This is a genomic window from Natronorubrum bangense, from assembly GCF_004799645.1.
Taxonomy (GTDB): Archaea; Halobacteriota; Halobacteria; order Halobacteriales; family Natrialbaceae; genus Natronorubrum; species Natronorubrum bangense.
Genome location: NZ_CP031305.1, coordinates 2,305,519 through 2,330,104, shown reverse-complemented (window position 1 = coordinate 2,330,104; position 24,586 = coordinate 2,305,519). Strand labels below are relative to the sequence as shown.

Here is a 24,586-nt window from a genome sequence, read left to right as displayed (position 1 = left end):
GACACCCAGTGACACTGGCAGACAGATCGCTGCTCTCTCTGGAGCACACCTTATCACCACGGAGACACGAGTTCACAACGACATCTCTGGTGGTCTATAGAGGCAGATGGATTTATCAGTATACGCCAGAATGCGATCGTATGGAGACGCGAAAGGTCCAGGTAACGGGTGGCTCAACGTATACTGTTTCGCTCCCAAAACCCTGGGCAACCGACAACGGCGTCAGCGCCGGGACGGTCGTCGAGTTCTATCCTGAAAACGACTCTCTGTTACTGACACCACAGCGAGAGTCCGATCGACAAGAGGGGACACTCGACATCACCGACCTCGCAGGCGAACGACTCACTCGAGCCGTGATGACGATGTACGTCAGCGGCTTCGACATTATCCGCCTCGAGGCAAGCCGTATCACGACCGACCAGCGCAGCGCGATTCGGAGTGCAACACAGAGTCTCGTCGGCGTCGAAGTGCTCTCGGAGACGACTGACAGCGTCGTTATCCAGGATCTGCTCGACTCTTCGGAGCTGTCGATCGTCAACGCCGTCTCACGGATGCGCTTGATCGCACGATCGATGCTCGAGGACGCAGTCACGGCACTCATCGAAAACGACGACGACATCGCCACGGACGTCATCGAACGTGACGACGACGTCGACCGACTCTGGCTGGTCGTCTCGCGAATTTTCCGGGCGACGCTGCGCTCTCCGCGTGCTGCCGAAGAGCTTGGCGTACCACGGGAGGACTGTTTCGACTACCACTCGAGTGCACGCCAACTCGAGCGCGTTGCCGACCACGCCGCCAAGATCAGCAATCTCGCCCTCAAACTCGACGAGATCCCCGGGGCTGTCGCCGATGCGATCGTCAGTCTTCACGCGGATGCCTCAGATGTCCTCGAGAAATCGATGGATGCACTGGTCGCTGACGACACTGAGGAGGCGAATCGACTTGGACATGCCGCTCGCGAGGCTGTCCTCGAGATCGACGACCATACGCGGACGATCGATGACATGCTCCGGGAGTTAGAACCCGTCCAGGCCCAATCGCTCGGCTTGATCGTCGACTCGCTCTCTCGGAGCGCTGACTACGGCGGCAACATCGCCGAGACGGCACTCCAGAAGGCTGCCCCACGACCCTGACAGCTATCGGTTTCTGATTCGTCTCGAACGCGAGAACGTGGCATTATCTGACCAGTCACGCGGCCGATAGCAGCTGCTCACGGGACTGAAAACGCCAGGAGCTCAGGTGAGAGCTGTGGTCTTACTCGAGGAGAACGGCGTTGACCTGTCCGGTCTGACCGGGACGGGACGTAACACGTGCCTGTCCTTCAGTCGTCTCGATGAGGGCGCCTTTCGTGATGATGTTTCGGCGGACGTAGTTCGGGTTCGCGTCGTTCTCGACGACGTCTTCGATCTCGGCCGAGACCGTCTCGTCGCCTTTGTTGACGCTTGCGACGTTCGTCGCGAGCGCGCGCGTCTTCGTTCCGTTGCCGCGGACGTCGACAGTGCGGAATCGTGGCTCGCCGACCTGCGTCTCCGTCGGCAGGCGACCGAGTTCGTCTTTACGGCGTTTGCGTACGTTCTTCAGTCGGCCACCGGTTCGCTTTCGCGTAGAGCGTCCCTGATTTTGCATACTCGATCAAATTGCTGGCGTATACTTGAATGCACTGCTATGCGCTTTTCCGGCGAGTGGACGTGCTGTCCGGCAGTACTGGCCCCCGTTACTCGTTGCTAACCAGACAGGAGGCGTGGCCAGGCTCCACTAGTCTCGTCTCCGCGCTGCTGTAGTAGTTCGAAAAGACGCCGCGTTCAGCGTAGTAGAGCCGACCGTCGACGGGCACTGGCGCACTGGTAACCCGTCCCCGGTTCTCGACCCGCCACCGCCGGTCGCCAGTTGCCTTATCCAGCGCGTAGAGGTGGCTGTCGTACGAGCCAGCTAGCACGGTCTCTGCGGTGACCGTCAGCGCACCGATAACGCGCCCGCCGACATCCGCTGACCATAGCTCCTCGCCGGAAGCGACCTCGAGGGCGAAGACGTACCCGTCGTCGTTACCCATGTAGACGATTTCCTCGTCGACATCGACCGCCGGATTCGACATGATCGAGCGATCCGTCTCGAACGCCCACTCCTCGCTGCCGTCCTCGAGATCGATGCAGTAGAAGCTGTCGTCCCAGCTCCCGACGTAGCCGTAGCCGTCGTAAGCCGCGGTGGTCCCCTTGATTTCGGCACCTGCACGAAACGCGCCCCCCTCGCGTTCCTCGCCGTCCGCGTCGGCCTGAAACGCCCAGGCGAACTCGAGCGAGGGGTACTCCCAGCAGTAGACGACGCCGTCGTTCGAACCGGCGAGGATCCGGCCCGCCTCGAGATCGATCGTGGGTGAGGGGTGGGGCTGGCCCCACATGCGGTCGTCGCTCCAGGTCGGTTCGCCGGTGTCAGGGTCGATCGCCCAGAGCGCGCCCGAAGAGGGCGAGCCGTACTCGGAAACGACGTAGAGCGTTCCGTCGTGGTAGGCCGGACTCGAGCCAATCGCGAGCGCGCCGTCTAGCTCGTCTGACCGCGTTCGCCAGACGATTTCGCCGCTGTCGACGGCCAGCGCGTAGAGGTCGCCGTCGTAGCCGCCAATGTAGGCGGTGTCACCGACGATAGCCGCCGAGCCGTGGAAGCCGAGTTCCGTCGCACCGGTGAGAGTCGACCAGCGCTTTTCGCCGCTGGGCGCGTACGCGTGGACCCGGCCGTTGTCGCCCGCAAAAATGATCGTTTCCCCGTCGGGGGTTGGGACGGGGCTGGCCTTGGCCGCCGTATGGCCGACGTAGTTGATCGGGAACGTCCAGTTGACGGTCACTGACTCCGGAACGGTCTCGTCAGGGTAGTAGCCGAGACGGCGCAGTCCGCCGTGGAACAGCGACACTGCAGCCGACTCGTCGACGCGACCGCCAAGCGTTGTCGGGAGGTCGACACAGCCAGCGAGTCCGGCCGCCGCGGCCGCGCCGCTCACACCGAGCAATCGCCGTCGGGAGAGTCCAGCGGATCGGTCTGACCTGCGCTCGGATACCGCGTCTCGGTTTGGAAATCGCATGGGGTTCTAAACAGCGCCTCGAGTAAGACTCGCAAAAATCCACTGTTTTCGCAGTCGTCACGAATGCAATGGCGGTGGTGCTCCCTACCGCGTTCGAGACAACATATTTATACGACGGTATGACAGTCTGTGAATATGATAGATTCAGACCTCCGCCGACGGGACGTTCTCGTTGCGGTCTCGAGCACCTCCCTCCTGTTGGCAGGCTGCACGGAAAGCGATGCGTCGGCGTCGGGCTACGGAACCGCCTACGGTCGTAGATACGGATCCGGAGGCGAGTAAGCGTGGGCGACCGAACACCGCGACTCGGACTGGGCACGTTCGAGGACGGCGAAGCGTGGGATCACACCGACACGGTCGAAGCCGTCGACGAGCACGCGATCGTTCGGGGACCGATCGCCGACCGGCCGGCATCGGGCGAGTACGACGACGAACTGTACCACGCGACCGATCAGGGGATTACCTGGCGCTGGGATGTCTCGAGCGGGGACTGGGTCTATTTCGGCGGGCAAGGGTGTTCGGACCAGCCGGTCCCAGGAACGAGTCACTTCGACGCGGCGCAACTCGTCCACGCGCGCACCGCGAAGACCCCCGTCTGGAACGTCGAAGCCCACGGGATCGAGGGCGACGGCGAGACCGAGGTCGGCCAGGACGTCCACGATCTCTTCGCGGAGGTCGAATCGGCCGGCGGCGGGATCGTCTACTTCCCGCCCGGCCGGTATCTCCTCGAGCGGACGCCGCTGATCGGCGACGACACAATCTTGCTGGGCGCGGGTCGCGCGACGGTCTTCGAAGGAACGCGCCCCGACGGCGGGGAAGGACGAGCACTCCTGTCCAACAGGGGCTACGATACGGTCGAATACGGTGGCGCATCGAACTGGGGGGTCTGCAACGTCCGCATCGATTCGCCCGCGTCAAACGGGATCATGCCCGCCCACGCCGAGAACGTCCGGCTCGAAAACGTCTATGGCGACCGCATCTACTATCACCACATCGATGTCGTATCGTCCAAAAACGTCGTCATCGACGGCTACTGGGCGACTCGAGGCGGCGACGGCGGGTCGGACGCACCGATCCAGTTCGACAACCAGACGTCGGAGATTGCATCGAACAGCGTCTGGAACGGAACCGACGAGCTGCTGTCCAGGAGTGACGGGACCCCGACGCGGAACTGTACTCTGAAAAACTTCGAGATCGATCCGGGGAACGGCCCTGACTACGGCGTCCACATACACCGGAACGGAAACGAGTCGATCACGATCAGCGATGGCTACATCACCGGCTGCCTGTACGCGGCGATCAGGGCCGATACCGGCGACGAGATTGCCGATCTGACGATCGACTCCGTCTCGTGTATCGAGAACGCGAGAGGCATCTCGCTCGGTCAAATCAAAAGCGGCCGGCGAGAGCTGACGATCAGCAACGTCACGATCAGAACCGACAATAGAGGGCTGGCCGCCGGATCGGGAATTTATGCGGGCGGGTTCGACGGCGCCGAGATCGCAAACACCATCGTCGACGGTGAGTTCACGAACTCGATCCTCTTCGACGATATGGACGACCTGAAGCTGAGTACCGTGACGGCTACGGGAGCGGACAGTCAGGCGTTCCGGTTCCGGAAGAACGTCGACGCGACGCTGACGACCGCTCGCGCAGCGGACTGTGGCGATGCCGGCATCTACTCGGGACCCGGCTGTAGCGTCGCCTACGGCGGCGTCTCGTTCACGAACGTGGGACGCGAGGTCGTCGTCGACGGGGCGCTACGGGAGTGGGCGTCTTCGTAATCGGATTACTCTTTTTGCGCGTCGACGACGGCCACACCAGCCAGATTGACGATGTCTTTGACCTCATCGCCCCGCTGGAGGACGTGGACCGGCTCGTCCATGCCGACGAGCATCGGGCCGATGGCGTCTGCGCCGCCGAGTCGCTGGAGCAACTTGTAGCCGATGTTGCCCGACTCGAGATTCGGGAAGACGAGCACGTTCGCCGGCTCATCGAGTTCGGAGAAGCCGTACGTTCCCTCGAGGATGTCCTCGACGACGGCGGTGTCGGCCTGCATCTCACCGTCGACGGGGAAGTCGACCTCGGGATCGTCCTGTAGCATGCTTGCGGCCCGGCGTGGCTTGCGCGTCCCCTCATTGTTAACGCTGCCGAAGTTCGAGTACGACAGCAGGGCAGCGCGCGGCTCGACGTTGAACCGGCGTGCGAGCTTGCCGGTCTGTTTGGTGACCTCGGCGAGAACTTCCTCATCGGGATCCTGGTTGACCGTCGCGTCGGCCACGAAGAGCACGCGGTTTTTGAACGTGAGCATGTAGACACCCGCGGCGTAGTCGACGTCCTCGTCGGTGCCGATCACCTGCAGCGGTGGGCGCAGCGCCGAGGGGTAGTGATGTGAGAGCCCGGTCAAAAGCGCATCAGCGTCGCCTTGTTCGACCATCACGCTCCCGAAGTAGTTCGAGTCGCGTTCGATGAGTTCGCCTGCCTCGGTCCGCGTGACACCTTTTCGTGCGCGCAGTTCATGCAGGCGATCAGCATAGCCCTCGTAATCGCCGACGGATGGATCTGCGATCTGTGGATCGAAATCAAGGCCGAGGTTTGCCGACGTCTGTCGAATCTCGTCTCCGTCGCCGATAAGGATCGGCAGGGCAATTCCCTGCTCCTGGATCTGGTAGGCTGCCCGGATCATCTTCTCGTTTTCACCCTCCGCAAGCGCGACCGTTTTGGGGTCGCTCTTTGCTTTGTTGAGGACGACGCGCATCATCTCGCGGGACTTGCCCAGACGGGCCTCGAGTTCCTCTTCGTAGGCCTCGGGGTCGAGTTCCGTCCGGGCGGCACCCGACTCCATCGCGGCTTCGGCGATCGATGGTGCAACGCGGAAGAGCACGCGGGGGTCGACCGGTTTTGGGATAATGTAGTTCGGGCCGTACTGGATCGGTTCGTCGCCGTAGGCCTTGACAACTGCGTCGGGAACGTCCTGACGCGCGAGGTCGGCCAGCGCCTCGGCACAAGCGACTTTCATCTCCTCGTTAATCTCAGTCGCGCGCACGTCGAGTGCGCCACGGAAGATGAAGGGGAATCCGAGGACGTTGTTGACCTGGTTGGGGTAGTCCGAGCGCCCAGTCGCCATAATAACGTCGTCGTCTCGGGCCGCTTTGGCATCCTCGTAGCCAATCTCCGGATCAGGGTTGGCCATCGCGAAGACGATCGGGTTGTCACCCATCGACTGGACCATCTCCTGTGAGACGATGCCACCGATCGAGAGGCCAACGAAGACGTCCGCCCCCTCCATTGCGTCCGCGAGGTCGCCCTCAGGAACGTCGCGAGCGAACTGCCGTTTGTACTTGTTGAGTTCGCCTTCCGCCGCTCGCTGCTCGGTGATGATTCCCGAGGAGTCACACATGGTGATGTTCTCCTTTTTGCAGCCAAGCGAGACGTAGAAGCGGGCCGTCGCGATCGCACTTGCGCCGGCACCGGAGAACGTGATCTCGAGGTCTTCGAGCTCTTTGCCGGCGATATCTGCAGCGTTGAGCAATGCAGCACCCGAGATGATGGCGGTCCCGTGTTGGTCGTCGTGGAAGACCGGAATGTCGATCTCCTCGCGCAGGCGTTCCTCGACGGTGAAACACTCGGGGGCTTTGATGTCCTCGAGGTTGATGCCGCCAAAGGTTGGCTCCATCATTTTGACGGCTTCGACGAGCTTGTCAGGGTCGGCTTCGTCGAGTTCGATGTCGAAAACGTCGATGTCGGCAAAGCGCTTGAACAGGACGCCCTTCCCCTCCATAACGGGTTTCGACGCCTGTGCACCGATATCGCCGAGACCGAGCACGGCAGAGCCGTTCGAGACGACGCCGACCAGGTTGCCCTTGGCCGTGTAGGTGTAGGCGTCGGTCTCGTCCTCGTCGATCTCTAAACACGGCGCGGCGACGCCGGGCGAGTACGCAAGCGAGAGATCACGCTGCGTATTCGTCGGTTTCGTGGTCGAAATCTCGATCTTTCCGGGGGGATCGGTCCGGTGGTACTCCAGTGAATCCTCATCTAGTCCCATACCGGTGACACTGCAGGGGACTACTAAAAACAATGCGAAGGGGACTTTCGTCATATGTCGAAAGTCAGCCCACATAGCATACGTGACTGTCCAAAGAGACGATTCACCGATTCGACCGTTTTATACGCACCGCGACAGTGTGGTGGGGTATGGACGTCGCGCTTGGTGGGACGTTCGACCCCGTCCACGATGGCCATCGCCGGCTGTTCGAACGGGCGTTCGAACTCGGCGATGTGACCGTGGGACTGACGAGTGACGATCTCGCACCGAAGACACGGCACGTCGAACGGCGCGTGAGATCGTTCAGCGAACGAAAGCAGCGGCTCGAGACGGAACTCGAGCCACTCGCCGCCGAACAGGACCGCGAGTTCGAAATTCGCCGGCTCGATGAGCCAACGGGTATCGCGACCGAGCCGCAGTTCGACTACCTGGTCGTCTCACCCGAAACTCGCAACGGTGGGAAGCGGATCAACGAGATCAGGCGTGAACGGGGTCACGATCCACTCGATGTCGTCGTGGTTCCGCATATGCTTGCCGACGACGGCGACATCATCTCGAGCACTCGAATCGTTCGCGGTGAAATCGATGAGCACGGAACCGTCCTCAAAGAGAGCGAGACAGCAGATAACCCAGACGACGCGCGGTGACAGTTGGGAGCCGTCAGCAAACGTTTTATTCCGCTTCGTCGGCAGCGTATTACTCGGTCTACCAGACAGAACCCGGACTGTTACATCCGATTTCGCCCCCGTATCACGCAGTTACCATGGTACATCATACCACTTCGTAGAGAAACCCACCGAAACAGTCACCGCTACCACCGTGGCGGCTCGAGTCCGGCTTGTTCAAGCAAGTCCTTCCAGCGTGACTGAATCGAAAGTCGCGAGACATCCGCAGCGTCAGCGACTGTCCCCTGAGTCCGGCCGTCGCCAGCGACGAGCGACCCGGCATACAGACTCGCGGCGAGGACCGCCTGTTTCGAGCGGTCGTCCTCGGGAACGTCAGCGAGAAACAGGTCCATCGCACACGACCGCGCGTCGGTCGACAACTCGAGCCGTTCGGCGATGGTCTCGAGTTCCTCGAGCCACTGTTCATACTCGATACGATCTCGAGCGCTGTGCATACACCGGACTATCGTCTCCGTGCGAATAAAGTACGGGGTTGACCGTCTTCTATTGATATCAGTTAATAGATATGGCGCTGCTAGTTTCGACGACCGCGTTGTCCAATACGGTACTACGGCGGGGCAACGTATCGATACGAACGAGTCGCAAAATTGGCCGTTCACTGTCAGTTCCACTAGGATACGACTACTAAAGCAGAGAGCCACCAACAGTCGAACCGACGCCCGTCACCCGTTTCGGTTTACGGCTGCGTCTGTCCATGAAAGAGCCCACTTGCAAACTCGTCTGTACCGGCTGCGGCCTCGAGATGCCGTACCGGGATCGCTCGCTGGCCGAACACGCAGCGGAACTCCACCAGCTTCGCGCGTCTGAGCACGTTACGTTTATTGTGCCCCCTGACTGGTCTCCTGAGGAACCAGTGAAGCAGCGCTGACGCGGACCGACAGGTACTTACTCGATTCGTGAAAATCAGGAGATGAGCGCGGGTAGCCAAGCCAGGCCAACGGCGCAGCGCTTAGGACGCTGTTCCATAGGGATCCGCCGGTTCGAATCCGGTCCCGCGCATGCTTCTCCGAGCAATTCCGCGAGGAGAAGCATCGCGATGAGGAGTCGAACCCTGGAAACCGAGCGGAGCGAGGTTTCATCCGGTTCGAATCCGTTCCCGCGCATACTTTTCCGAGCAGTTACGCGACTGACAGCCGTCGAACGAGAAGACGCCACTGGCCATGTCTCGAGCGACGGACACACCCACGAGAGAACTGATGTCGTGACATGTGGGCGAGAGCAGTGGCCGAACCGACCCCACCCAACCACACCGTTTCGAAGCCGTTCTGCGGACAGCAGACGCGTGTCAGACGTCCAAAACGCTTATTCACGGGGCGAAGCTTGTATGATTAATGGCCGGGTTAGACGACGTATTCGGGGAGCTCTTTCAGGGTGTCGATGCTGCGATCCTTTTCTCACCAAGTGGCTCGTACTACGAGCGCTGTGCGAGTATTGAGGACCTCGATCTGATCGTCATCGGAACGGAAAACACCGTGGGTGCAGAGACGTTCGTCGAACTTCCGCTCGCGTTCGACGACATCAGAGACCGGATCAAGTTCGGACTCGAGGGTGCCATCGAACAGGATTTGATCGAAGACGGCGACGAACTCGCCTGTGCAACGAGCGTGTTCAGCGACGGAATCGACACCGTCTCGCGTGTTCGAGCGGATGCGGAAACGCGCACCGGGATCTACGATCTGTTCGTCAAATCGCGTGCAGAGCCGGAAGTGGTCAAAGCCGTCCTCGAGCTGGCGGTCGAACTCGGGAAGAAAGGACAGAAAGGGAAGCCGGTCGGTGCGCTGTTCGTCGTCGGTGATGCAGGAAAGGTGATGAACAAGTCCCGTCCACTGTCGTACAACCCCTTCGAGAAGTCTCACGTTCACGTCGGCGATCCGATCGTGAACGTCATGCTCAAGGAGTTCTCACGACTCGACGGCGCCTTCATCATCTCGGATGCGGGCAAGATCGTCTCGGCGTATCGCTACCTCGAGCCATCCGCGGAGGGGGTCGACATCCCGAAGGGACTGGGAGCGCGGCATATGGCCGGTGGTGCGATCACGCGGGACACGAACGCGATTACGATCGTGCTCTCCGAAAGCGATGGGCTCGTTCGAGCGTTCAAGGCCGGCGAGCTCATCCTGGAGGTCGATCCGGAGGCGTACTGATATGGACTGGCAGACCCTCATCGACGAACCAGCCGTCATCGCTGCGGCGGTGTTGGCACTCGGGATCGTCGTCGGCTATCTGGTCGGACGGCTCAACGAAGAGCTCCTCTCTGCATCCGGGGTGCCCGAGGCCGTCGAGGGGACGCCGTTCGAGCGGACCGCCCAGTCGATTGGTACCTCCACGGTCAAGATCGTCGCCCGCTTGAGCTCGTGGTTTATTTATGGGATCGCCGTTCTGACGGCGATTCACATCGCACAGCTGTTGGATACCGACGCGTTCTGGCTGCGAGTGACGGAGTTTATTCCGCAGGTGTTTATTGCCGTCCTTGTGTTGATTCTCGGCTTCATTATCGCTGACAAGGCGGAACTGGTCGTTGGCGAGTATCTCCGCGGGGTCAAACTCCCCGAGGTTTCGCTGCTTCCGAAGCTGGTCAAATACTCCGTGCTGTATGTGACCTTCATCATCGCGTTGGGCCAGATCGGCGTTCACGTGCTGGCACTGCTGATTTTGCTTACGGTGTACGCCGTTGGCCTCGTCATCGTCGGCACTGTCGCGTTCAAGGATTTTCTGGTCTCGAGTGCGGCCGGGATTTATTTGTTGCTCGACCAGCCCTACGGGATCGGGGATCGGATTCGGGTCGGCAACCAGACGGGAATCGTCCAAGAGGTCGACCTGTTCGTGACGAAAATCGAGGACGACTCCGAGGAGTATATCGTGCCGAACCGGAAGGTGTTTGAGGATGGGGTTGTCCGGATTCGGGACTAGCGAGAGTCCCTCGACCGAGTGTCGTGCGCTGGGTAGCGAAGATCACAGACGGACCGTTGTCCGTCAGTGCCGGCGCAGCCGCGGCTCGTCTTGGGTCGTGCCGAGACTCAGGACAGCAGTCCGTATCAGTCCTCGAGCGAAAGGCCGGCGTGCCAGCGGTCCGCGCCAGCCTCACGCTTGATCGCGTCCATCTTCGCGAGGAGGTGTGTCGCAAGCGTCGCGGTTTCGGCGGCGCGTGATTCGCCTTCGGTTCGGAACTCGCCGGTTTCACGGTTGGCGTAGACGGTACAGACGGCACCCGCACGGAGTCCGTAGATGTTTGCAAGCGTCAGTATCGCACTCGCCTCCATCTCGATGTTCTTTACGTTCGCGGCTTTGAGTTGGTCGACGAGCTCGGCCGATCCGGCGGCTTCGAAGCCGTCGAACCCTGGCCGACCCTGCCCCGCATAGAAGGAATCCGCACTCATCGTGATCCCCGTGTGGTAGTCGTAGCCGAGTCGGTCAGCTGCGGCGATCAACGCGCTGACGACCTCGTGATCGGCTGTGGCGGGGTAGTCTTCTCGGACGTACTCGTCGCTGGTCCCCTCCTGGCGAACCGCACCGGTCGTAATCACGAGATCACCGACGGCCATCTCGGGCTGGATCGCTCCACAGGAACCAACGCGAATGAACGTCTCGCAGCCGACGCGAGCGAGTTCCTCGACGGCGATGGCAGCCGACGGACTGCCGATCCCAGTCGACGTTACGGAGATCGGCGTCCCCTCGTAGGACCCCGTCGCAGTCCGGTACTCGCGGTGGTGGGCTTCGATTTCGTGATTGTCCCAGTGAGCCACGATTTTCTCGAGTCGGTCGGGGTTGCCCGGGAGAAGCACGGTCGACGCGACGTCATCGGGACCGACCTCGAGATGGTACTGTACGTCTGTGTTCGGGTTTTCGCTGTCGCCGGTCATCGAGTAGCGGCGATTCGAGCCGGCACCGTATATAAATACGGGACGATCCGATCGCCAGGATGACTCGCGAAACTGGGATCGTCTCAGCGGAGACAGACGTGCCTGTATCCGGAGCTCAGGTCAGTCTCGTTCGAGGGACGAAAAAAACGATCGAACCGTGTGTACCGCTCGGATTACAGCTCCGAGTTCGAGACGTCCCGCTCGGACGTCGTCTCGTCGCCGTCTTCAGGTAAGAACGCCCACACGAGGATTGCAACGACGAGGATACCACCGAGTACAACCGTCTCGAGGACGCTCAGATGGATATCGAACCAGGCGAGCACCGTCCGCAACTCGACGAGAATCGGTGCGAGAAACGCCAGTGCAACCAGCAGTCCTGCTTTCGAGATACGCATTAGTTCATCACCCCCGAAAGCGCGCTCTGTGCTGCGGTTCCGGCCGACTCGAGTGTGGCAGTTGCGGCGTGTTCGACAGCGAACGCGAGGAACGTCACTGACTCGAGGCTAACCGGGAGCGGGGTGATGTCGGGGCCGTAGAGCCCGCCACGGTCAACGATGCTCATCAGTGGGAGCGAGTACGCGATGATCACGAGCACGACCGCGATCGCGGTCCAGAGTTTGAGGTTGTCGAGCACGCGCGGTGCGTCATCGGAGCCGGACAGTGCCTCGGCGTACCCGTTGTCTGGAAGGTTGTCGCTGCGACTGCCGAATGCCGTGCCGATGATGTTGGCGAAAAACAACACCAGCGAGAGGGTGAGCAACAACCCACCCAGTGCGATCTGGGCGTCAAGCTCACTGACAGAGCCGACGGCCGTTTCGAACTCGAAGCCGTCGTACTGTGGTTCGGCAGTCCGGCGTGGCATCCCGATCAATCCAGCGCGGTGCATCGAGTTCGTCATGAACGTCATCCCGATGAACCAGAGGACGACCTGGACCAGCGCAACGGAGCGATTCCAGAGTTCCTTGCCCGTCACCTGTGGGATGAACCAGTAGGAGACGGCCATGAACGTCAGCGCAACGGCGGTACCGACGGTGAGGTGGAAGTGACCGACGACCCACAGGGAGTTGTGGACGAGATAGTTGATGTTCATCCCGGCGTTGACCATCCCCGAGAAGCCAGCGGCAGCGAACAGCAAGCCAGCAAGCGCCATCCCGGCGAAGACTGGATCACGCCACGGAAGGGCTTTGAGCCAGCCGAAGTAGCCCGTTCCGCCGCGCTGGCGGGCACCGTGTTCCATGCTGGCAACGACGGTAAAGGCGGTCAGAAAGCTCGGCAGCAGGAGGAACATCGTGTTCGTCATCGCGATGAACTTGAATCCTTCTGCGATGCCGGGGTCGAGATACTGGTGGTGGATCCCAACTGGCGTCGACAGCAACAGGAACAGGACGAACCCGACGCGGGCCAGTGGGTCACTGAACAGTTTTCCACCGGAGAACTTCGGCAGCATGACGTACCACATCATGTACGCCGGCATCAGCCAGAAGTAGACGACTGGGTGGCCGAAGAACCAGAACAGCGTTCTGGTGAGCAGCGGATTGATGCTATCGATCCAGCCGAGCGACCACGGCAGCAAGAAGACGAGGATCGATGTGGCAACGCCCAACGTGGCGATATACCACATGATCATCGTCGTCAACACCATGAACGTCGGGAGCGGAATTCGTTCGTCAGGGTTTTCCTTCTTCCACGCCCACCAGGATCGGAACCAGTCAGCCCCGGCGACCCAGGTCCCGACGACGAACAACACGAGACCGAGATAGAACAGGGGATGGCCCTGTAGCGGTGCGTAGAACGTAAACAGCACCGCTGCGCTCATGTCGATCGAATCAGTCAAACCAGCGAGAATTGGCACGGCAGCCATCACAGTCCCGAGCGACATCAGTCCGACCCACGCCCAGGTGAATCGGATATCCTCGACTTCCCTGTCGAGACTGGTCGTCACACCCCAGGTGAATACGCCCACGAGGAAGAAGATCGTGAACGTGATCACCATGAACACACCGTGTGCAGTGAGGACGGAGTAGTAGTCCGCCGAGTCAATAAACCGGTAGATATCCGTTCGGTGAAGCGTCTGGATGATCCCGAACACGCCACCGAGTGCGAGTGCGACAAAGGAGCTGTAGAACAGCGCCTTGACTACTTTCGCTTCCGCAGGAAACTGATCAATATATGCATTACTCATCGTTGTTGCCTCCGTCGTTCTCGTCTTCGAGTTCGTCGACCACGGTCAGCGTTCCGCTGTCATCGTAGTCGTCAACCGTAATCGTCCAGTCGTGGTCACCCTCGCCGAGATCCGACGAGTCGACGGTGAACGTCGTCTCCTCGGTGCCATCGCCGGCGACGGTGATCTCCTCTTCGACCGTCTCGTTGTCGATCTCGAACGTGACCGTCGTCTCGAGATCGTCGAGCATGCCGTTCTCGACTGTAACGTTGAACGTCGCCTCGTCACCGAGTTCGACCTCGTCGTCTGCTTCGACCGAGAGCTCGGTCATGTCGAACTCGTCTTCAGGAACGACGTGTACCATTCCCTCCATCGTGTGGTGGAAATCGCCACAGTACTCGTTACAGACGACGCCGTACTCTTCGGGCTCGTCGAACTCTGCGGTCATCGACGACACCTCGCCGGGTATCACCATCGTATTGACGTTGGTCCCAACGAGGCTAAAGCTGTGAATGACGTCCCGACTGGTCACATGGAACGTGACTTCGCTATTTTCGGGCACCTCGATTGGATCCGGCTGGTACATGAACGTCTGCGCGATGACGTATGCCTCATACTCGTTTTCACCCACGTGCTCGACACGTGGTTCGCCGAAGTCTTCATCGAGAGAGCCGGGGTTGACAGTATCTTGGCTGTCGTCGACCATCGCGATGCCGAGACCAACTGAGCCGTACGTGATCGTTGCGATGAACCCAACGATCAACAGCAATGCGGCGATCAACCACAGCTTCTCGTATGAGTGAATGTTCATCAGGCTATCCCCCCAATCAACATCGTACCAATAACTGTCGGATCGTTGCCAAGGAATTCAACGAAGTATACGAAAAACCATAGCAACACAAGAATGACGAAGTACAGTCCGATCAGTGCGAGTGTCCCGACTGGATCGTACTCGTCGTGGCCGATCTCTTGTAGTTGCTCTGGCTCTTCTGTCGCCTGACCCATACGCCCGTGTTAGGATAGTCCTTGCTTAACAGCTTGACTCATTCTCACTCCGTAGGAACGGTGAGTGTTATTATAGAATCCGACTCCCACCTGTCCAGTATGGAACTCGAAGAGCTCTCTCCACGAGTCGGACTCGTGGTCGGCTTACTGGCGCTCTTGCCGGTCACCTGGTATGCGTTCGGGAGTTCACTGCCCGCTGGCGCCATCTCTGCACTCAACGTCTTGATCATCATCACCAGCCTCTATATCGCGTTCGGGCCCGTCAGCGACTCGCACGCTCACGGGTCGAGCGAAGCGTCGTAAGTCTGGCCTCACGTGACTCGTTCGCGTGTCCAGCTGACTCCCCGAAGTCCACACGTATCGTCGAGGCGTCCGCTTGCTAACCGTCCTGCTGATAGACAGGATTACTCTTTCACATCTGCTAACACGGTCTTACCAGCTATCGTGAGTCTGTAATATTGAATTTAGCTCATGAGCCGATTCCCACCACACTCTGAAACCGATGCGGCCGTCGAAACTCCCTCCAGCGAGCCAGGCACAGACACTCAACAGGCGGCTGACAGCGGTGAGTGTACGCTCTGTTCGTTTCCGACACCGGCCGACCCCATCACCGCAGACGACGTCGACGGCGTCTTCTGCTGTCAGGGCTGTCTCGAGGTCCACCGAACGCTCGAGACGGTCGACGATACCGACGCCGACGCCGTCCGGGACCGACTCGACGATGACGGCCCCGACTTAGACGAGTTTGATGGCGAAGATGCGTTTCTCGCCGTCGACGGAATGCACTGTGCGACCTGTGAGGCGTTTCTCGAGACGCGTGCGACTGCCACCGACGGCATCAACGGTGCAGAAGCGAGTTACGCAACGGATACGCTCCGGCTGGTGTACGATCCCGAGTCGCTCGAGGCGGAGAGGCTTCCAGAGCTCGTCTCCGGCTATGGCTACGACGCTCGCGATCGTGGTGAGGGACGCAGCGACGAGCCTCGAGACGCGGCGCTGGTAAAGTTCCTGATCGGCGGCGGAATGTTCGGTATGATGGTGATGATCTGGTATGCGCTGTTTCTGTATCCGACATACTTCGGCTACGAGCCGCTGGCCGAGTTCGGCAGCTACGATGGGTACTACGTCGTCGCGAACATCTGGCTGATGACGTCGTTCGTCCTGTTTTACACCGGCTATCCAATCTTACGCGGTGCGTACGTGAGCCTTCGAGCCGGAATGCCGAACATGGACCTGCTCGTCACGCTCGCTGCGGTGGGTTCGTACGCATACAGCACGCTAGCGATGGGTCTCGGCCGGACAGATCTGTACTTCGACGTCACAGTCGCGATTATCCTCGTCGTTACGGCAGGGACGTACTACGAGGGGCTGATCAAGCGCCGGGCTGCTGGCCTGCTCTCGGATCTAACCGAGTCACAGGTCGACGAAGCCCGGCGTGCAGACGACGGTGAGATGGTCCCGCTTTCAGCTGTCGACCCCGGCGAACACCTGCTCGTCAGGCCTGGTGAGCGCGTGCCACTCGACGGTGCCGTCATTGACGGACAAGCTGCCGTCGACGAGTCGCTGGTCACTGGTGAATCACTGCCCGTCGAAAAGCAGGCGGGCGATCCGGTTCGAGGAGGGACCGTCGTCACCGACGCTCCACTGGTCGTCGAAGTCGGTGACGACGCCGAGAGCACTCACGACCGGCTCGTCTCCTTGCTCTGGTCGATCCAGAGTGCACGGCCCGGCGTCCAGCGACTCGCGGACAAGCTCGCCACGATTTTCGTGCCGCTTGTCGTCGTCCTCGCAGCAACTGTCACTGCACTTTTGCTCGCGACAGGGTCGCCGCTCTCTACGGCGTTTCTCGTCGGCCTAACCGTTATCATCGTTTCCTGCCCCTGTGCGCTCGGCCTCGCGACACCGCTTGCAATCGCCTCCGGTGTGCAGACGGCCGCACGACGGGGGATCGTCGTCGCCGCGGAGACGATTTTCGAGGACGCGCCGGATATCGACATCGTCGTCCTCGACAAGACTGGCACACTCACTGAAGGCCGGATGTCCGTCGAGGGCGTTCACGTCGTCACGGGAGCGGACTCGACGGCCACAGATGCCAGCCCCGAAACGATCTTGCGGCGTGCCGGTGCCGTTGAGGCGCTCTCGGAACACCCGATCGGACAGGCTATCACCGAAGCAGCGTCCGAAGATCACGATCTCGAGACAACTGCCGACGCCGATGGCTTCGAGCGCTATTCCCGCGGCGTAAGCGGTGTCATCGACGGCGAACAGGTGTTCGTCGGCCACCCCGACCTGCTTCGTGAACACGGGCTCTCGATTCCCGCAGCACTCGAGGACCGGATCGATCACGTGCGAGCAGCCGGCGACGTTCCGGTCGTCGTCGGCTGGAACGATCGGGCTCACGGCGTGGTCGTCGTCGGTGACTCGCCACGAGAAGACTGGGAAGCCGCTGTCGAGACGCTCGCTGATGGCCGGGAAGTCGTCGTTCTCACCGGCGACGAGGGCGCATCAGCCGACCGGTTCCGAGCCGTCGACGGTGTCGACGACGTTTTCGCTGGGGTCCCGCCGGAGGCAAAAGCCGAGACTGTTCGGCGACTTCGCGCTCGCGGGACGGTTGCGATGGTCGGCGACGGGAGCAACGACGCGCCGGCGCTGGCCGCCGCAGATGTCGGTATCGCGATGGGAAGTGGGACACAGCTTGCAACTGACGCTGCCGACGCAGTCATCGTCGGCGACGACCTCGAGGCAGTCGTCGAGATCTTCGATATCGCCGCTGGAACCTACTGGCGGATCCGTCAGAATCTCGGCTGGGCGTTCATGTACAACGCGATTGCGATTCCGCTCGCAATCGTCGGCCTGCTGAACCCGTTGCTCGCGGCGGTGGCGATGGCGACAAGCAGTCTGCTCGTTGTCCTCAACTCCTCGCGGTCGCTGTGATCGGGCATGAACCCAGCCCGGACGAACGGCGCTACTCGAGTGTTTCCTCGGAGATCGTATTCGGCAACAGTTCGCCGAGCGTGTACTCCGTTGGCGGTTCGGCATCGCCTTCGTCACAGATGACGAGGAGTTCGTCGTCACAGAATTCGGCTAACGTCTGGCGACACATCCCACAGGGGGTGACACCGTCCCGGCGACCGGAGCTGACGGCGATGCGGGCGAACTCGCGGTGGCCGTTTTTGACCGCCTCGGCGATCGCGACTTCCTCGGCGTGCAGGCTGTTACTGTAGTTGGCGTTCTCGAGATTACAGCCGACGAAGACCTCGCCAGCTTCGGTTTCGAGCGCAGCGCCGACGGCGTACTCCGAGTACGGAACGTGAGCAGCTGACTGGACGTCACGGGCGGCATCGATCAGATCGTACATGGGTGTACTGATTCGAGCGAGTGCAAGAAACTGCCTACTGCACGCTACGTCGACTCGGCCACTGCGGACTCGATGACGCCGCGTGTCGTCTCGACGAGTTCGTCGACGGTGTCACTCTCGGCGTACAGACGCACGTACGGTTCGGTGCCGCTCGGTCGGACGAGTACCCACGAAGCGTCGTCGAACTCGAGGCGAACGCCGTAGTCGGTGTTGACTATGGCATCGGAAAACGCCTCGGGGAGCGCGGTCTCGAGAGTAGCCATCGTATCGGCCTTGGCGTCGTCGGGACAGTCGACGCTCACCTTTCGGTAGGGGCGCTCGGAGACAGGTGCCCGAAGGGCGTCTGTCCCGCCGGCGTCGGCGACTAACGCGGCGACGACGGCAGCACTGACGACGGCGTCGATCCAGCCACCGAACGCCGTATGAATGTGTTTCCACGGCTCGGCGGCGAAGACGATTTCAGTGTCGTCGCTCCCATGGCTTCGTTCTCGGGCGATACCTTCGTGAAGCGCCCCGAGTCGGACCCGTTCGACGCGGCCGCCAGCGTCACGGACCTGTTCGTCGATGCGGGCGGAGGCGTTGGGTGTGGTGATGACGACCGGATCGTCGACATCTGCCGCGTCGGTGTAGTGGGCTGCGACGACGGCGAGAATCGTGTCTTCGTGGATGACCTCTCCATCCGAATCGAGTACGACGAGTCGGTCGGCATCCCCGTCGTGGGCCAGCCCAAGATCGAATCCGCTTGCGGGTTCACCGCGTGTTCGTTCCGTGCCGCGTTGTGTCTCCGTTCCCTCCTCGAGAAAGGCAGTAAACGCCGACAGGGTCTCCGGTGTCGGTTTGCTCTCGCGGGCGACGAAGTGGCCATCGACGTTCGCGTTGACTGCGACGACCTCGGCACCGAGTCGATCGAGGACCTGTGGTGTCGCAACCGATCCCATCCCGTTGCCGCAGTCGACGGCGATGGAGAGCCCAGAGAGGGGGCCAGTAGACGCAGGCTGTGCCGTGTCCGTGCCGTCGAACTGCTCGAGAACGTATGAGACGACACTGTCGCGATACTGCTCGAGAATGTCGAGGGTCGACGACTGGCCCCACTCGTCCCACGAAGCGAGTTCGGTCGTGTGCTTGGCACCGTCGAGCTGGTCTTCGATGGCCCGTTCGGCAGTTCGGTCGTACTCGACGCCATCAGCAAAGAGCTTGATCCCGTTGTCCGTGGGCGGGTTGTGACTCGCGGTGAGCATCACGCCTGTTCGTCCACGCGAGGCGAACGCGAGTGCTGGCGTCGGTACCTCACCGAGTCGACGGACGTCGGCACCGGCACTTTCGAGGCCGGCTTCGATGGCCGCAGCGAGTGCGGGGCCGGTCTCTCGACCATCGCGGCCGATGACGACCGTTTTGCCAGGTTCTCCGACGGCCTGGCCGACTGAGAGTGCCAGCGCCGGCGTCACCTCCTCGACTGGACCACGGATTCCTGCAGTCCCGAATAAGGTCATAGGGAGGCGTTCCGCGAGGAGCTACTTAGCAACATTGCACACGCTCCGGGCGGGGATCGGACCGGCAGCTGTGTGGTGGCAAGCCGACTGACGACGTTGGGGTGCCGTTGAGACAGCGATTACTCGTCAGGCAGATCGTCGATCAGCACGACAGCCTCGCCGTTGATGACGGTCGCATCGTCGTCCTCGTTCCGGATGACCGTCTCGAGTCGGTACTGTCTGTTGCCGAGGTCTTCGACGACTTCGACGCGGGCGGAGACGCGGTCGCCGATCCCGACGGGGCCACTGAACTCGAGATCCTGGGAGAGATAGATCGTGAGTCCGGGGAGTCGAGCCAGCGCGGCGCTGATGAGTCCGGAGACGAGCGTGCCGTGGACGATCCGCTCGCCAAATCGGGTGTCGCTTGCGAACCCCTCGTCGAGGTGCAGTCGGTTTGTGTCGCCGCTTATGTGTGCGAACGCACGAACGTCGTCTTCACTGAGGACCTTCTCGAACGTGACAGTGTCGCCGACGCTGATATTCTCGGTATCGTCGACGGTTCGGTCGAACTGCCAGTCGAGATGAGAGTGATCGATCGACGGGATCGATGCAGCGACAGTCTCGCTTCCTGATCCGTTCGAAAGCCCCGGTGCCAACATTGCGGACATCGCTGCACGGTTTGCCGCGGTTGCACTCTGGAGGACCGTCTGTGTCATCGTCGCCCACGCGTCAGTCATCGCAGCGAAATTGTCTTTCGCGGTGTTCTGGTGGGACATCTAGTCTGTCTGTAGGTGTGTGATGGTTATGACTTCTTTGGCTTACCCAAGGCGAATTTACTCTATATGTTGCCGAGTAATTTAGTACTAGAGGTGCTCTTGGGGCTGTTTTGTCGAAAATAACGATTGATCTACGATACCACATGTATGTGAGGGAGAAAACACAGACAGAAACATCTAGCGGAGTCGAAATACAAATTGAACCACTCAATGGCATCAGATGGTTTTTGGTGGGAAGTTTTATATGCGTCGGGTTCTTTGTTACAGGTGATGACGGACGACTCCGACCGAACGCCCTGGTTCCCACCTGCGATGTTCACCGAACAGATGCAGGAGGCAGGCGAGCAGGTTGCCGAATCCCAGCAGGAGCTGTTGCAGAAGATGATGCAAGCCGGAAGCTCGAACCCGTTCGACACCGGGTCAGCGCTTGGCCCGATGAACATGGGAACGGCAACGTTCAAAGCCCGTGTCCAGAGCGGTGGTCGGATCAGTATTCCCGGTCCAGAGCGGGAAGCCCTCGACATCGAAGAGGGAGATATCGTCCAGACGATCGTCGTACCCGTCAAACGAAACCGAGACTAATACCATGACACAGAACCCATTCACCGCCGTTTTCGACGCACAGCGCACCGCAGTTGAACAGTCCCAGAACCTTACCCACGACGCCCTCGAGGCCCAGAAGGCGTCGATCAGCGCCCTCAGCGACGCGATGGAGTCCTCGAGCTCCCTCTTCGAGTCCAACACCGAGATGACCAAAGGCGCCATCCACGCCTACTTCGACGCCCTCGAGGCCTCGATGCCCGAGGACGCCGCCGACTTCGACGAGATGCGTGAACTCGTCGACGACGGTTTCGACTCCGCTTCCGAAGCCCAGACCCAGTCGATGGAGTCCATGCTCGAGATGCTCGATGAGTCCGAAGCCGCCTACGACGAGTTCGCCGCGAACTACTCCGAGATGGTCGACAGCTCGTTCGACGCCGTCCTCGAGGCCCACGGTCAGGTCGAAGAGAACGTCTCCGCCGTCGCAGAGAACGTCGAAGACGCCACCGACGAGTTCGACGTCTCTGCGTAGACGTTGAAAGAGGCCGTAGGCTTTTGACAGTCGATTCCCAATTTTATACCAATGACAGATTCACAGCCCCAGATGCAAAACTGGAACGCGTTTGTCGAACAGTGGAATGAACAGTTTCTCGACGCACTCGAGGACAACATGGAAGCCCAGGCCGAGTTCGTCGAGAGCTGGTCGGAGACCGTCGGCGAGGTCAGCGAGGACAACGAGCTCTCCGACGGTGTCGAGGGGTACGCCCGTGCCTACGAGACGTGGATGAACGCCTCACAGCAGATGGTCGAGCGGATGAACGACACCCTCGAGGGCGAGGACGTCGACGTCGATGAGTTCCGTGACATCTGGCTGAACACGGCCAACGAGGCGTTCAAAGACGTCATGTCGACGACCGCCTTCGCCAAAATGACCGGCGAAACCGTCGGCGACGTGCTCGAACTGCAACAGGAGGCCGACGAGGCGTCCCAGGAAACCTTGCGGTCGCTCGGCTTTGCAACCGAGGACGGTGTCGTCGAGGTTGGTGACCGCCTCGTCGAACTCGAGCGTCGGCAACACGCCGTCGAGGAGAAACTCGATCGCATCCTCGAGCACCTGGACGACGAACAATGAAAAACCCGTACGCAACCGTCTTGGATATGCAACGAGAGGCCTGGGAGGCGACCGCCGATCTGGCCGAAAAGAGCCAGGTTGCCCCCGAGCGAACCGAAACGCTCGAGAACGCCGAGGTCGGACAGACGCCGAGCGAGGTCGTCTACGAGGAGAACAAGCTGAAGCTCCTCCACTACGAGCCGATGACAGAGGAGCAACACGACGTTCCGATCCTCATCGTCTACGCGCTGATCAACAAGCCGTACATCCTCGATCTTCAGCCCGACCGCTCGGTCGTCCAGACGCTGCTCGAGGCCGGTTTCGACGTCTACCTGATCGACTGGGGCGAGCCGTCGAAGCTGGATCGACAGCTGTCGCTCGACGACTACGTCAACCGCTACATCGACAACTGTGTCGATGTCGTAAGCGAACGCTCCGGTGAAGAGAAGGTCAACATTCTCGGCTACTGTATGGGCGGCACCATGTCGGCCATGTACGCGTCGTTACACCCCGAAAAGGTCCAGAACCTGGCTTTGATGGCCGCTGGACTTTGCTTTGCCGGTGACGGTGGGGTGCTCGAACTCTGGGGTGGCGAAGAGTTCTACGACCCCGAGACGGTGACGGATACGTTCGGCAACGTTCCGGCCGAGTTCCTGGACGTCGGGTTCGCGCTGATGGACCCCGTCGCAAACAACGTGACGAAGTACGTCCGGTTCTACGAGAACATGGACGACGAGGACTTCGTCGAGAACTTCGCTCGCATGGAGCGGTGGCTCGACGAGGGGATCGACGTCGCCGGCGTCGTCTACGAGGAGTTCATCCGCGACATCTATCAGGAGAACAAACTGATCAAGAATGAACTCTATCTTGACGGCAAACACGTCGACCTCGAGAACATCGACATGCCGCTGCTTCAGATCGTCGCGGAGTACGACCACCTCATCCCGCCGGAGGCCTCCAAACCGTTCAACGAGTTCGTCTCGTCCGACGATACCGAGATTCTCGAGTTCGCAACGGGCCACATCGGCATGTCCGTCTCCTCACGCAGCCACGACGAGCTGTGGCCGGACGTCTGTGAGTGGTTCGAAGCGCGCTCGAACGGGACCGAAACTGAGGCCGCGGCCGAGGTTTCGGCCGAAACGACCACGGACACGGACACAGCGGTCGCTGCTGATGCTGGCGGCCAATCCAGTCTCGAGGACGTCACCGATGGCGGGACGGGCGTCGAGTCCGAACACATAGAAGACGTCGGGTCCGAGACCACAGAGCCGACTGAGACGACCGCCGACGACCAGTCCGTTACCGACGTCGGCGCGGACGACCTCACAGACCTCAACGGTGTTGGACAGGCGTACGCGGACAGTCTGGCCGACGCTGGTATCGAGACGTTCGACCAGCTTGCCGAAGCCGACGTCGCAGACCTCGCCAGCGAGACGGGCATCTCGCCGAGTCGAATCGAGGACTGGGCCGATCAGGCACGGAACCGCTGACGTCGTCACCGGACCACGACTCGTTTTTCACTCGGTTTCCGCCGTGTCTCCCGACACTGCTGTCCAGCAACTGTCTCTGTCAGTGATAACTCCTGTGGAGCCGAACCAGTTCGGTTCCAATATCCAACAGGTTATTATTTACCATCGGAGCTACAATAGGTATGCATCATGTCGATGGAAGGACGCACCTGCGTCATCACAGGCTCGGCACGTGGTATCGGACGGGGAATCGCACAACACCTCGGTGAAAAGGGTGCAAACGTCGTGATCAACTACCGTTCGTCGGAGGGCTCTGCTCACGAGGCCGTCGACGCGATCGAATCGGCCGGTGGTGAGGCGGTTGCGGCGCGTGCAGACGTCTCCGACCGGGCAGAGGTCGAGCACATGCACGAGGTCTGCCACGAGGCGTTTGGCCCGGCGGACGTGCTGGTCAACAACGCCGGCATCACGGCCGACGAACAGTTTACGGACATGAGCCGTGAGGAGTGGGATCGAGTCATGGACGTCAACCTCGGCGGGATGTTCAACTGCACGCAGGTGTTTTTCGACGATATCTGGAACGCCAACGAGGGCCGGCTCGTCAACATCTCGAGTGTCGTCGGGAAACAGGGCAACTTCGGGCAGGCCAACTACGCCACCGCCAAGAGTGGGATGTTCGGCTTCACCCGAACGATCGCGCTCGAACTCGCCAAAGGCGGGTCGACGGCCAACTGCGTTGCCCCCGGCTTCACCGCGACCGACATGCTCGAGAGCGTCCCGGATTCGGTCCTCGAGCGAATCATTTCGGGGATCCCTCTCGAGCGACTCGCGGAAGTCGAAGACATCGCCGCCGTCGTTCGCTTCCTCGCCAGCGAGGAGTCCTCTTACGTCACCGGCGAAGTGATCGACGTCAACGGCGGGATGGACCTCTAGCGCTCATCGCTACGCTGCCGGACCGTTCGCCCCGCAAATCACGTCCTCAACTCTCTATCTCCTCCTCGGAACGCCCTCCGAATCGAGCTGCTGTCGTAGC

Annotated in this window: 25 protein-coding genes and 1 tRNA gene; 14 read left to right on the top strand and 12 right to left on the bottom strand. The window is 60.8% G+C overall.

The window, feature by feature from the left end:
- The first annotated feature begins 140 nt into the window (after positions 1–140).
- Positions 141–1,136, top strand: coding sequence for a phosphate uptake regulator PhoU (locus DV706_RS11625; protein ID WP_006064269.1), 996 nt, complete (start codon positions 141–143; stop codon positions 1,134–1,136).
- A 121-nt stretch (positions 1,137–1,257) separates the two neighbouring features.
- Here DV706_RS11625 and DV706_RS11620 read toward each other — a convergent pair whose 3' ends face one another.
- Entirely contained in the window at positions 1,258–1,629 is a 372-nt protein-coding gene (locus tag DV706_RS11620; protein ID WP_136350864.1) for a 30S ribosomal protein S8e, read from the bottom strand.
- A gap of 88 nt (positions 1,630–1,717) precedes the next feature.
- A complete protein-coding gene (locus tag DV706_RS11615) occupies positions 1,718–3,073 on the bottom strand; it encodes an outer membrane protein assembly factor BamB family protein (protein ID WP_006064266.1) in 1,356 nt (451 codons plus the stop codon).
- Between the two features lie 135 nt (positions 3,074–3,208).
- Between DV706_RS11615 and DV706_RS21465 the strand changes: the two genes are divergently transcribed.
- Together DV706_RS21465 and DV706_RS11610 are read left to right on the top strand one after the other, a co-directional pair.
- Complete coding sequence (locus DV706_RS21465; protein WP_161569799.1) at positions 3,209–3,355, top strand: hypothetical protein; 147 nt, start codon at positions 3,209–3,211, stop codon at positions 3,353–3,355.
- A 2-nt stretch (positions 3,356–3,357) separates the two neighbouring features.
- Positions 3,358–4,857, top strand: coding sequence for a right-handed parallel beta-helix repeat-containing protein (locus DV706_RS11610; RefSeq protein ID WP_006064265.1), 1,500 nt, complete (start codon positions 3,358–3,360; stop codon positions 4,855–4,857).
- 5 nt (positions 4,858–4,862) lie between these two features.
- Here the strand turns inward: DV706_RS11610 and DV706_RS11605 are convergent, their stop codons facing one another.
- Positions 4,863–7,118 (bottom strand): NADP-dependent malic enzyme, encoded by a 2,256-nt coding sequence (locus DV706_RS11605; protein ID WP_006064264.1) that lies wholly within the window; start codon positions 7,116–7,118, stop codon positions 4,863–4,865.
- Positions 7,119–7,267: 149 nt separating this feature from the next.
- Here DV706_RS11605 and DV706_RS11600 point away from each other — a divergent pair, with 149 nt between their 5' ends.
- The gene (locus DV706_RS11600; protein WP_006064263.1) at positions 7,268–7,765 is read left to right on the top strand and encodes a phosphopantetheine adenylyltransferase; all 498 of its coding nucleotides are present in this window, start codon (positions 7,268–7,270) and stop codon (positions 7,763–7,765) included.
- A gap of 164 nt (positions 7,766–7,929) precedes the next feature.
- On the opposite strand, the gene DV706_RS11595 is transcribed toward DV706_RS11600, so the two are convergent.
- A complete protein-coding gene (locus tag DV706_RS11595) occupies positions 7,930–8,238 on the bottom strand; it encodes a transcription initiation factor IIB family protein (RefSeq protein ID WP_006064262.1) in 309 nt (102 codons plus the stop codon).
- A 480-nt stretch (positions 8,239–8,718) separates the two neighbouring features.
- Between DV706_RS11595 and DV706_RS11590 the strand changes: the two genes are divergently transcribed.
- The 3 genes from DV706_RS11590 (at position 8,719) to DV706_RS11580 (ending at position 10,714) form a co-directional block, all read left to right on the top strand.
- Positions 8,719–8,803: transfer RNA gene (locus tag DV706_RS11590), tRNA-Leu, on the top strand.
- Between the two features lie 332 nt (positions 8,804–9,135).
- Entirely contained in the window at positions 9,136–9,948 is an 813-nt protein-coding gene (gene dacZ / locus DV706_RS11585; RefSeq protein ID WP_006064261.1) for a diadenylate cyclase DacZ, read from the top strand.
- Position 9,949: 1 nt separating this feature from the next.
- On the top strand, positions 9,950–10,714 hold the full coding sequence (locus tag DV706_RS11580) for a mechanosensitive ion channel family protein (RefSeq protein ID WP_006064260.1): 765 nt from the start codon (positions 9,950–9,952) through the stop codon (positions 10,712–10,714).
- Positions 10,715–10,839: 125 nt separating this feature from the next.
- On the opposite strand, the gene DV706_RS11575 is transcribed toward DV706_RS11580, so the two are convergent.
- The 5 genes from DV706_RS11575 to DV706_RS11555 form a co-directional block, all read right to left on the bottom strand.
- Positions 10,840–11,664 (bottom strand): nucleoside phosphorylase, encoded by an 825-nt coding sequence (locus tag DV706_RS11575; protein WP_006064259.1) that lies wholly within the window; start codon positions 11,662–11,664, stop codon positions 10,840–10,842.
- A 173-nt stretch (positions 11,665–11,837) separates the two neighbouring features.
- Positions 11,838–12,059 (bottom strand): hypothetical protein, encoded by a 222-nt coding sequence (locus tag DV706_RS11570; RefSeq protein WP_006064258.1) that lies wholly within the window; start codon positions 12,057–12,059, stop codon positions 11,838–11,840.
- Complete coding sequence (locus tag DV706_RS11565) at positions 12,059–13,846, bottom strand: b(o/a)3-type cytochrome-c oxidase subunit 1 (protein WP_006064257.1); 1,788 nt, start codon at positions 13,844–13,846, stop codon at positions 12,059–12,061. The genes DV706_RS11570 and DV706_RS11565 overlap by 1 nt, the downstream gene beginning before the upstream one ends.
- The gene (locus tag DV706_RS11560; RefSeq protein ID WP_006064256.1) at positions 13,839–14,636 is read right to left on the bottom strand and encodes a cytochrome c oxidase subunit II; all 798 of its coding nucleotides are present in this window, start codon (positions 14,634–14,636) and stop codon (positions 13,839–13,841) included. Before DV706_RS11560 ends, DV706_RS11565 begins: the two co-directional genes overlap by 8 nt.
- Entirely contained in the window at positions 14,636–14,830 is a 195-nt protein-coding gene (locus DV706_RS11555) for a hypothetical protein (protein ID WP_006064255.1), read from the bottom strand. Before DV706_RS11555 ends, DV706_RS11560 begins: the two co-directional genes overlap by 1 nt.
- 99 nt (positions 14,831–14,929) lie before the next feature.
- On the opposite strand from DV706_RS11555, the gene DV706_RS11550 reads away from it, so the two are divergent.
- Both DV706_RS11550 and DV706_RS11545 read left to right on the top strand, forming a co-directional pair.
- On the top strand, positions 14,930–15,133 hold the full coding sequence (locus DV706_RS11550) for a hypothetical protein (RefSeq protein ID WP_006064254.1): 204 nt from the start codon (positions 14,930–14,932) through the stop codon (positions 15,131–15,133).
- Between the two features lie 168 nt (positions 15,134–15,301).
- On the top strand, positions 15,302–17,764 hold the full coding sequence (locus DV706_RS11545) for a heavy metal translocating P-type ATPase (protein WP_006064253.1): 2,463 nt from the start codon (positions 15,302–15,304) through the stop codon (positions 17,762–17,764).
- A gap of 31 nt (positions 17,765–17,795) precedes the next feature.
- On the opposite strand, the gene cdd is transcribed toward DV706_RS11545, so the two are convergent.
- From cdd to DV706_RS11530, 3 genes are all read right to left on the bottom strand, one after another.
- Positions 17,796–18,188 carry a cytidine deaminase gene (cdd, locus tag DV706_RS11540; RefSeq protein ID WP_006064252.1) on the bottom strand — a complete coding sequence of 131 codons (393 nt, stop codon included), beginning with the start codon at positions 18,186–18,188 and terminating at the stop codon, positions 17,796–17,798.
- Positions 18,189–18,232: 44 nt separating this feature from the next.
- Positions 18,233–19,678, bottom strand: coding sequence for a phosphohexomutase domain-containing protein (locus DV706_RS11535; protein ID WP_006064251.1), 1,446 nt, complete (start codon positions 19,676–19,678; stop codon positions 18,233–18,235).
- A gap of 119 nt (positions 19,679–19,797) precedes the next feature.
- Entirely contained in the window at positions 19,798–20,433 is a 636-nt protein-coding gene (locus DV706_RS11530) for a MaoC family dehydratase (RefSeq protein ID WP_006064250.1), read from the bottom strand.
- A 270-nt stretch (positions 20,434–20,703) separates the two neighbouring features.
- On the opposite strand from DV706_RS11530, the gene DV706_RS11525 reads away from it, so the two are divergent.
- From DV706_RS11525 to DV706_RS11505, 5 genes are all read left to right on the top strand, one after another.
- On the top strand, positions 20,704–21,015 hold the full coding sequence (locus DV706_RS11525; protein ID WP_006064249.1) for an AbrB/MazE/SpoVT family DNA-binding domain-containing protein: 312 nt from the start codon (positions 20,704–20,706) through the stop codon (positions 21,013–21,015).
- Positions 21,016–21,019: 4 nt separating this feature from the next.
- Entirely contained in the window at positions 21,020–21,505 is a 486-nt protein-coding gene (locus DV706_RS11520) for a hypothetical protein (RefSeq protein ID WP_006064248.1), read from the top strand.
- Positions 21,506–21,556: 51 nt separating this feature from the next.
- On the top strand, positions 21,557–22,105 hold the full coding sequence (locus DV706_RS11515) for a hypothetical protein (protein WP_006064247.1): 549 nt from the start codon (positions 21,557–21,559) through the stop codon (positions 22,103–22,105).
- A complete protein-coding gene (gene phaC, locus DV706_RS11510; RefSeq protein WP_006064246.1) occupies positions 22,102–23,574 on the top strand; it encodes a class III poly(R)-hydroxyalkanoic acid synthase subunit PhaC in 1,473 nt (490 codons plus the stop codon). The genes DV706_RS11515 and phaC overlap by 4 nt, the downstream gene beginning before the upstream one ends.
- Positions 23,575–23,742: 168 nt before the next feature.
- Positions 23,743–24,486 (top strand): beta-ketoacyl-ACP reductase, encoded by a 744-nt coding sequence (locus DV706_RS11505; protein ID WP_006064245.1) that lies wholly within the window; start codon positions 23,743–23,745, stop codon positions 24,484–24,486.
- The last annotated feature ends 100 nt before the right edge of the window (positions 24,487–24,586 follow it).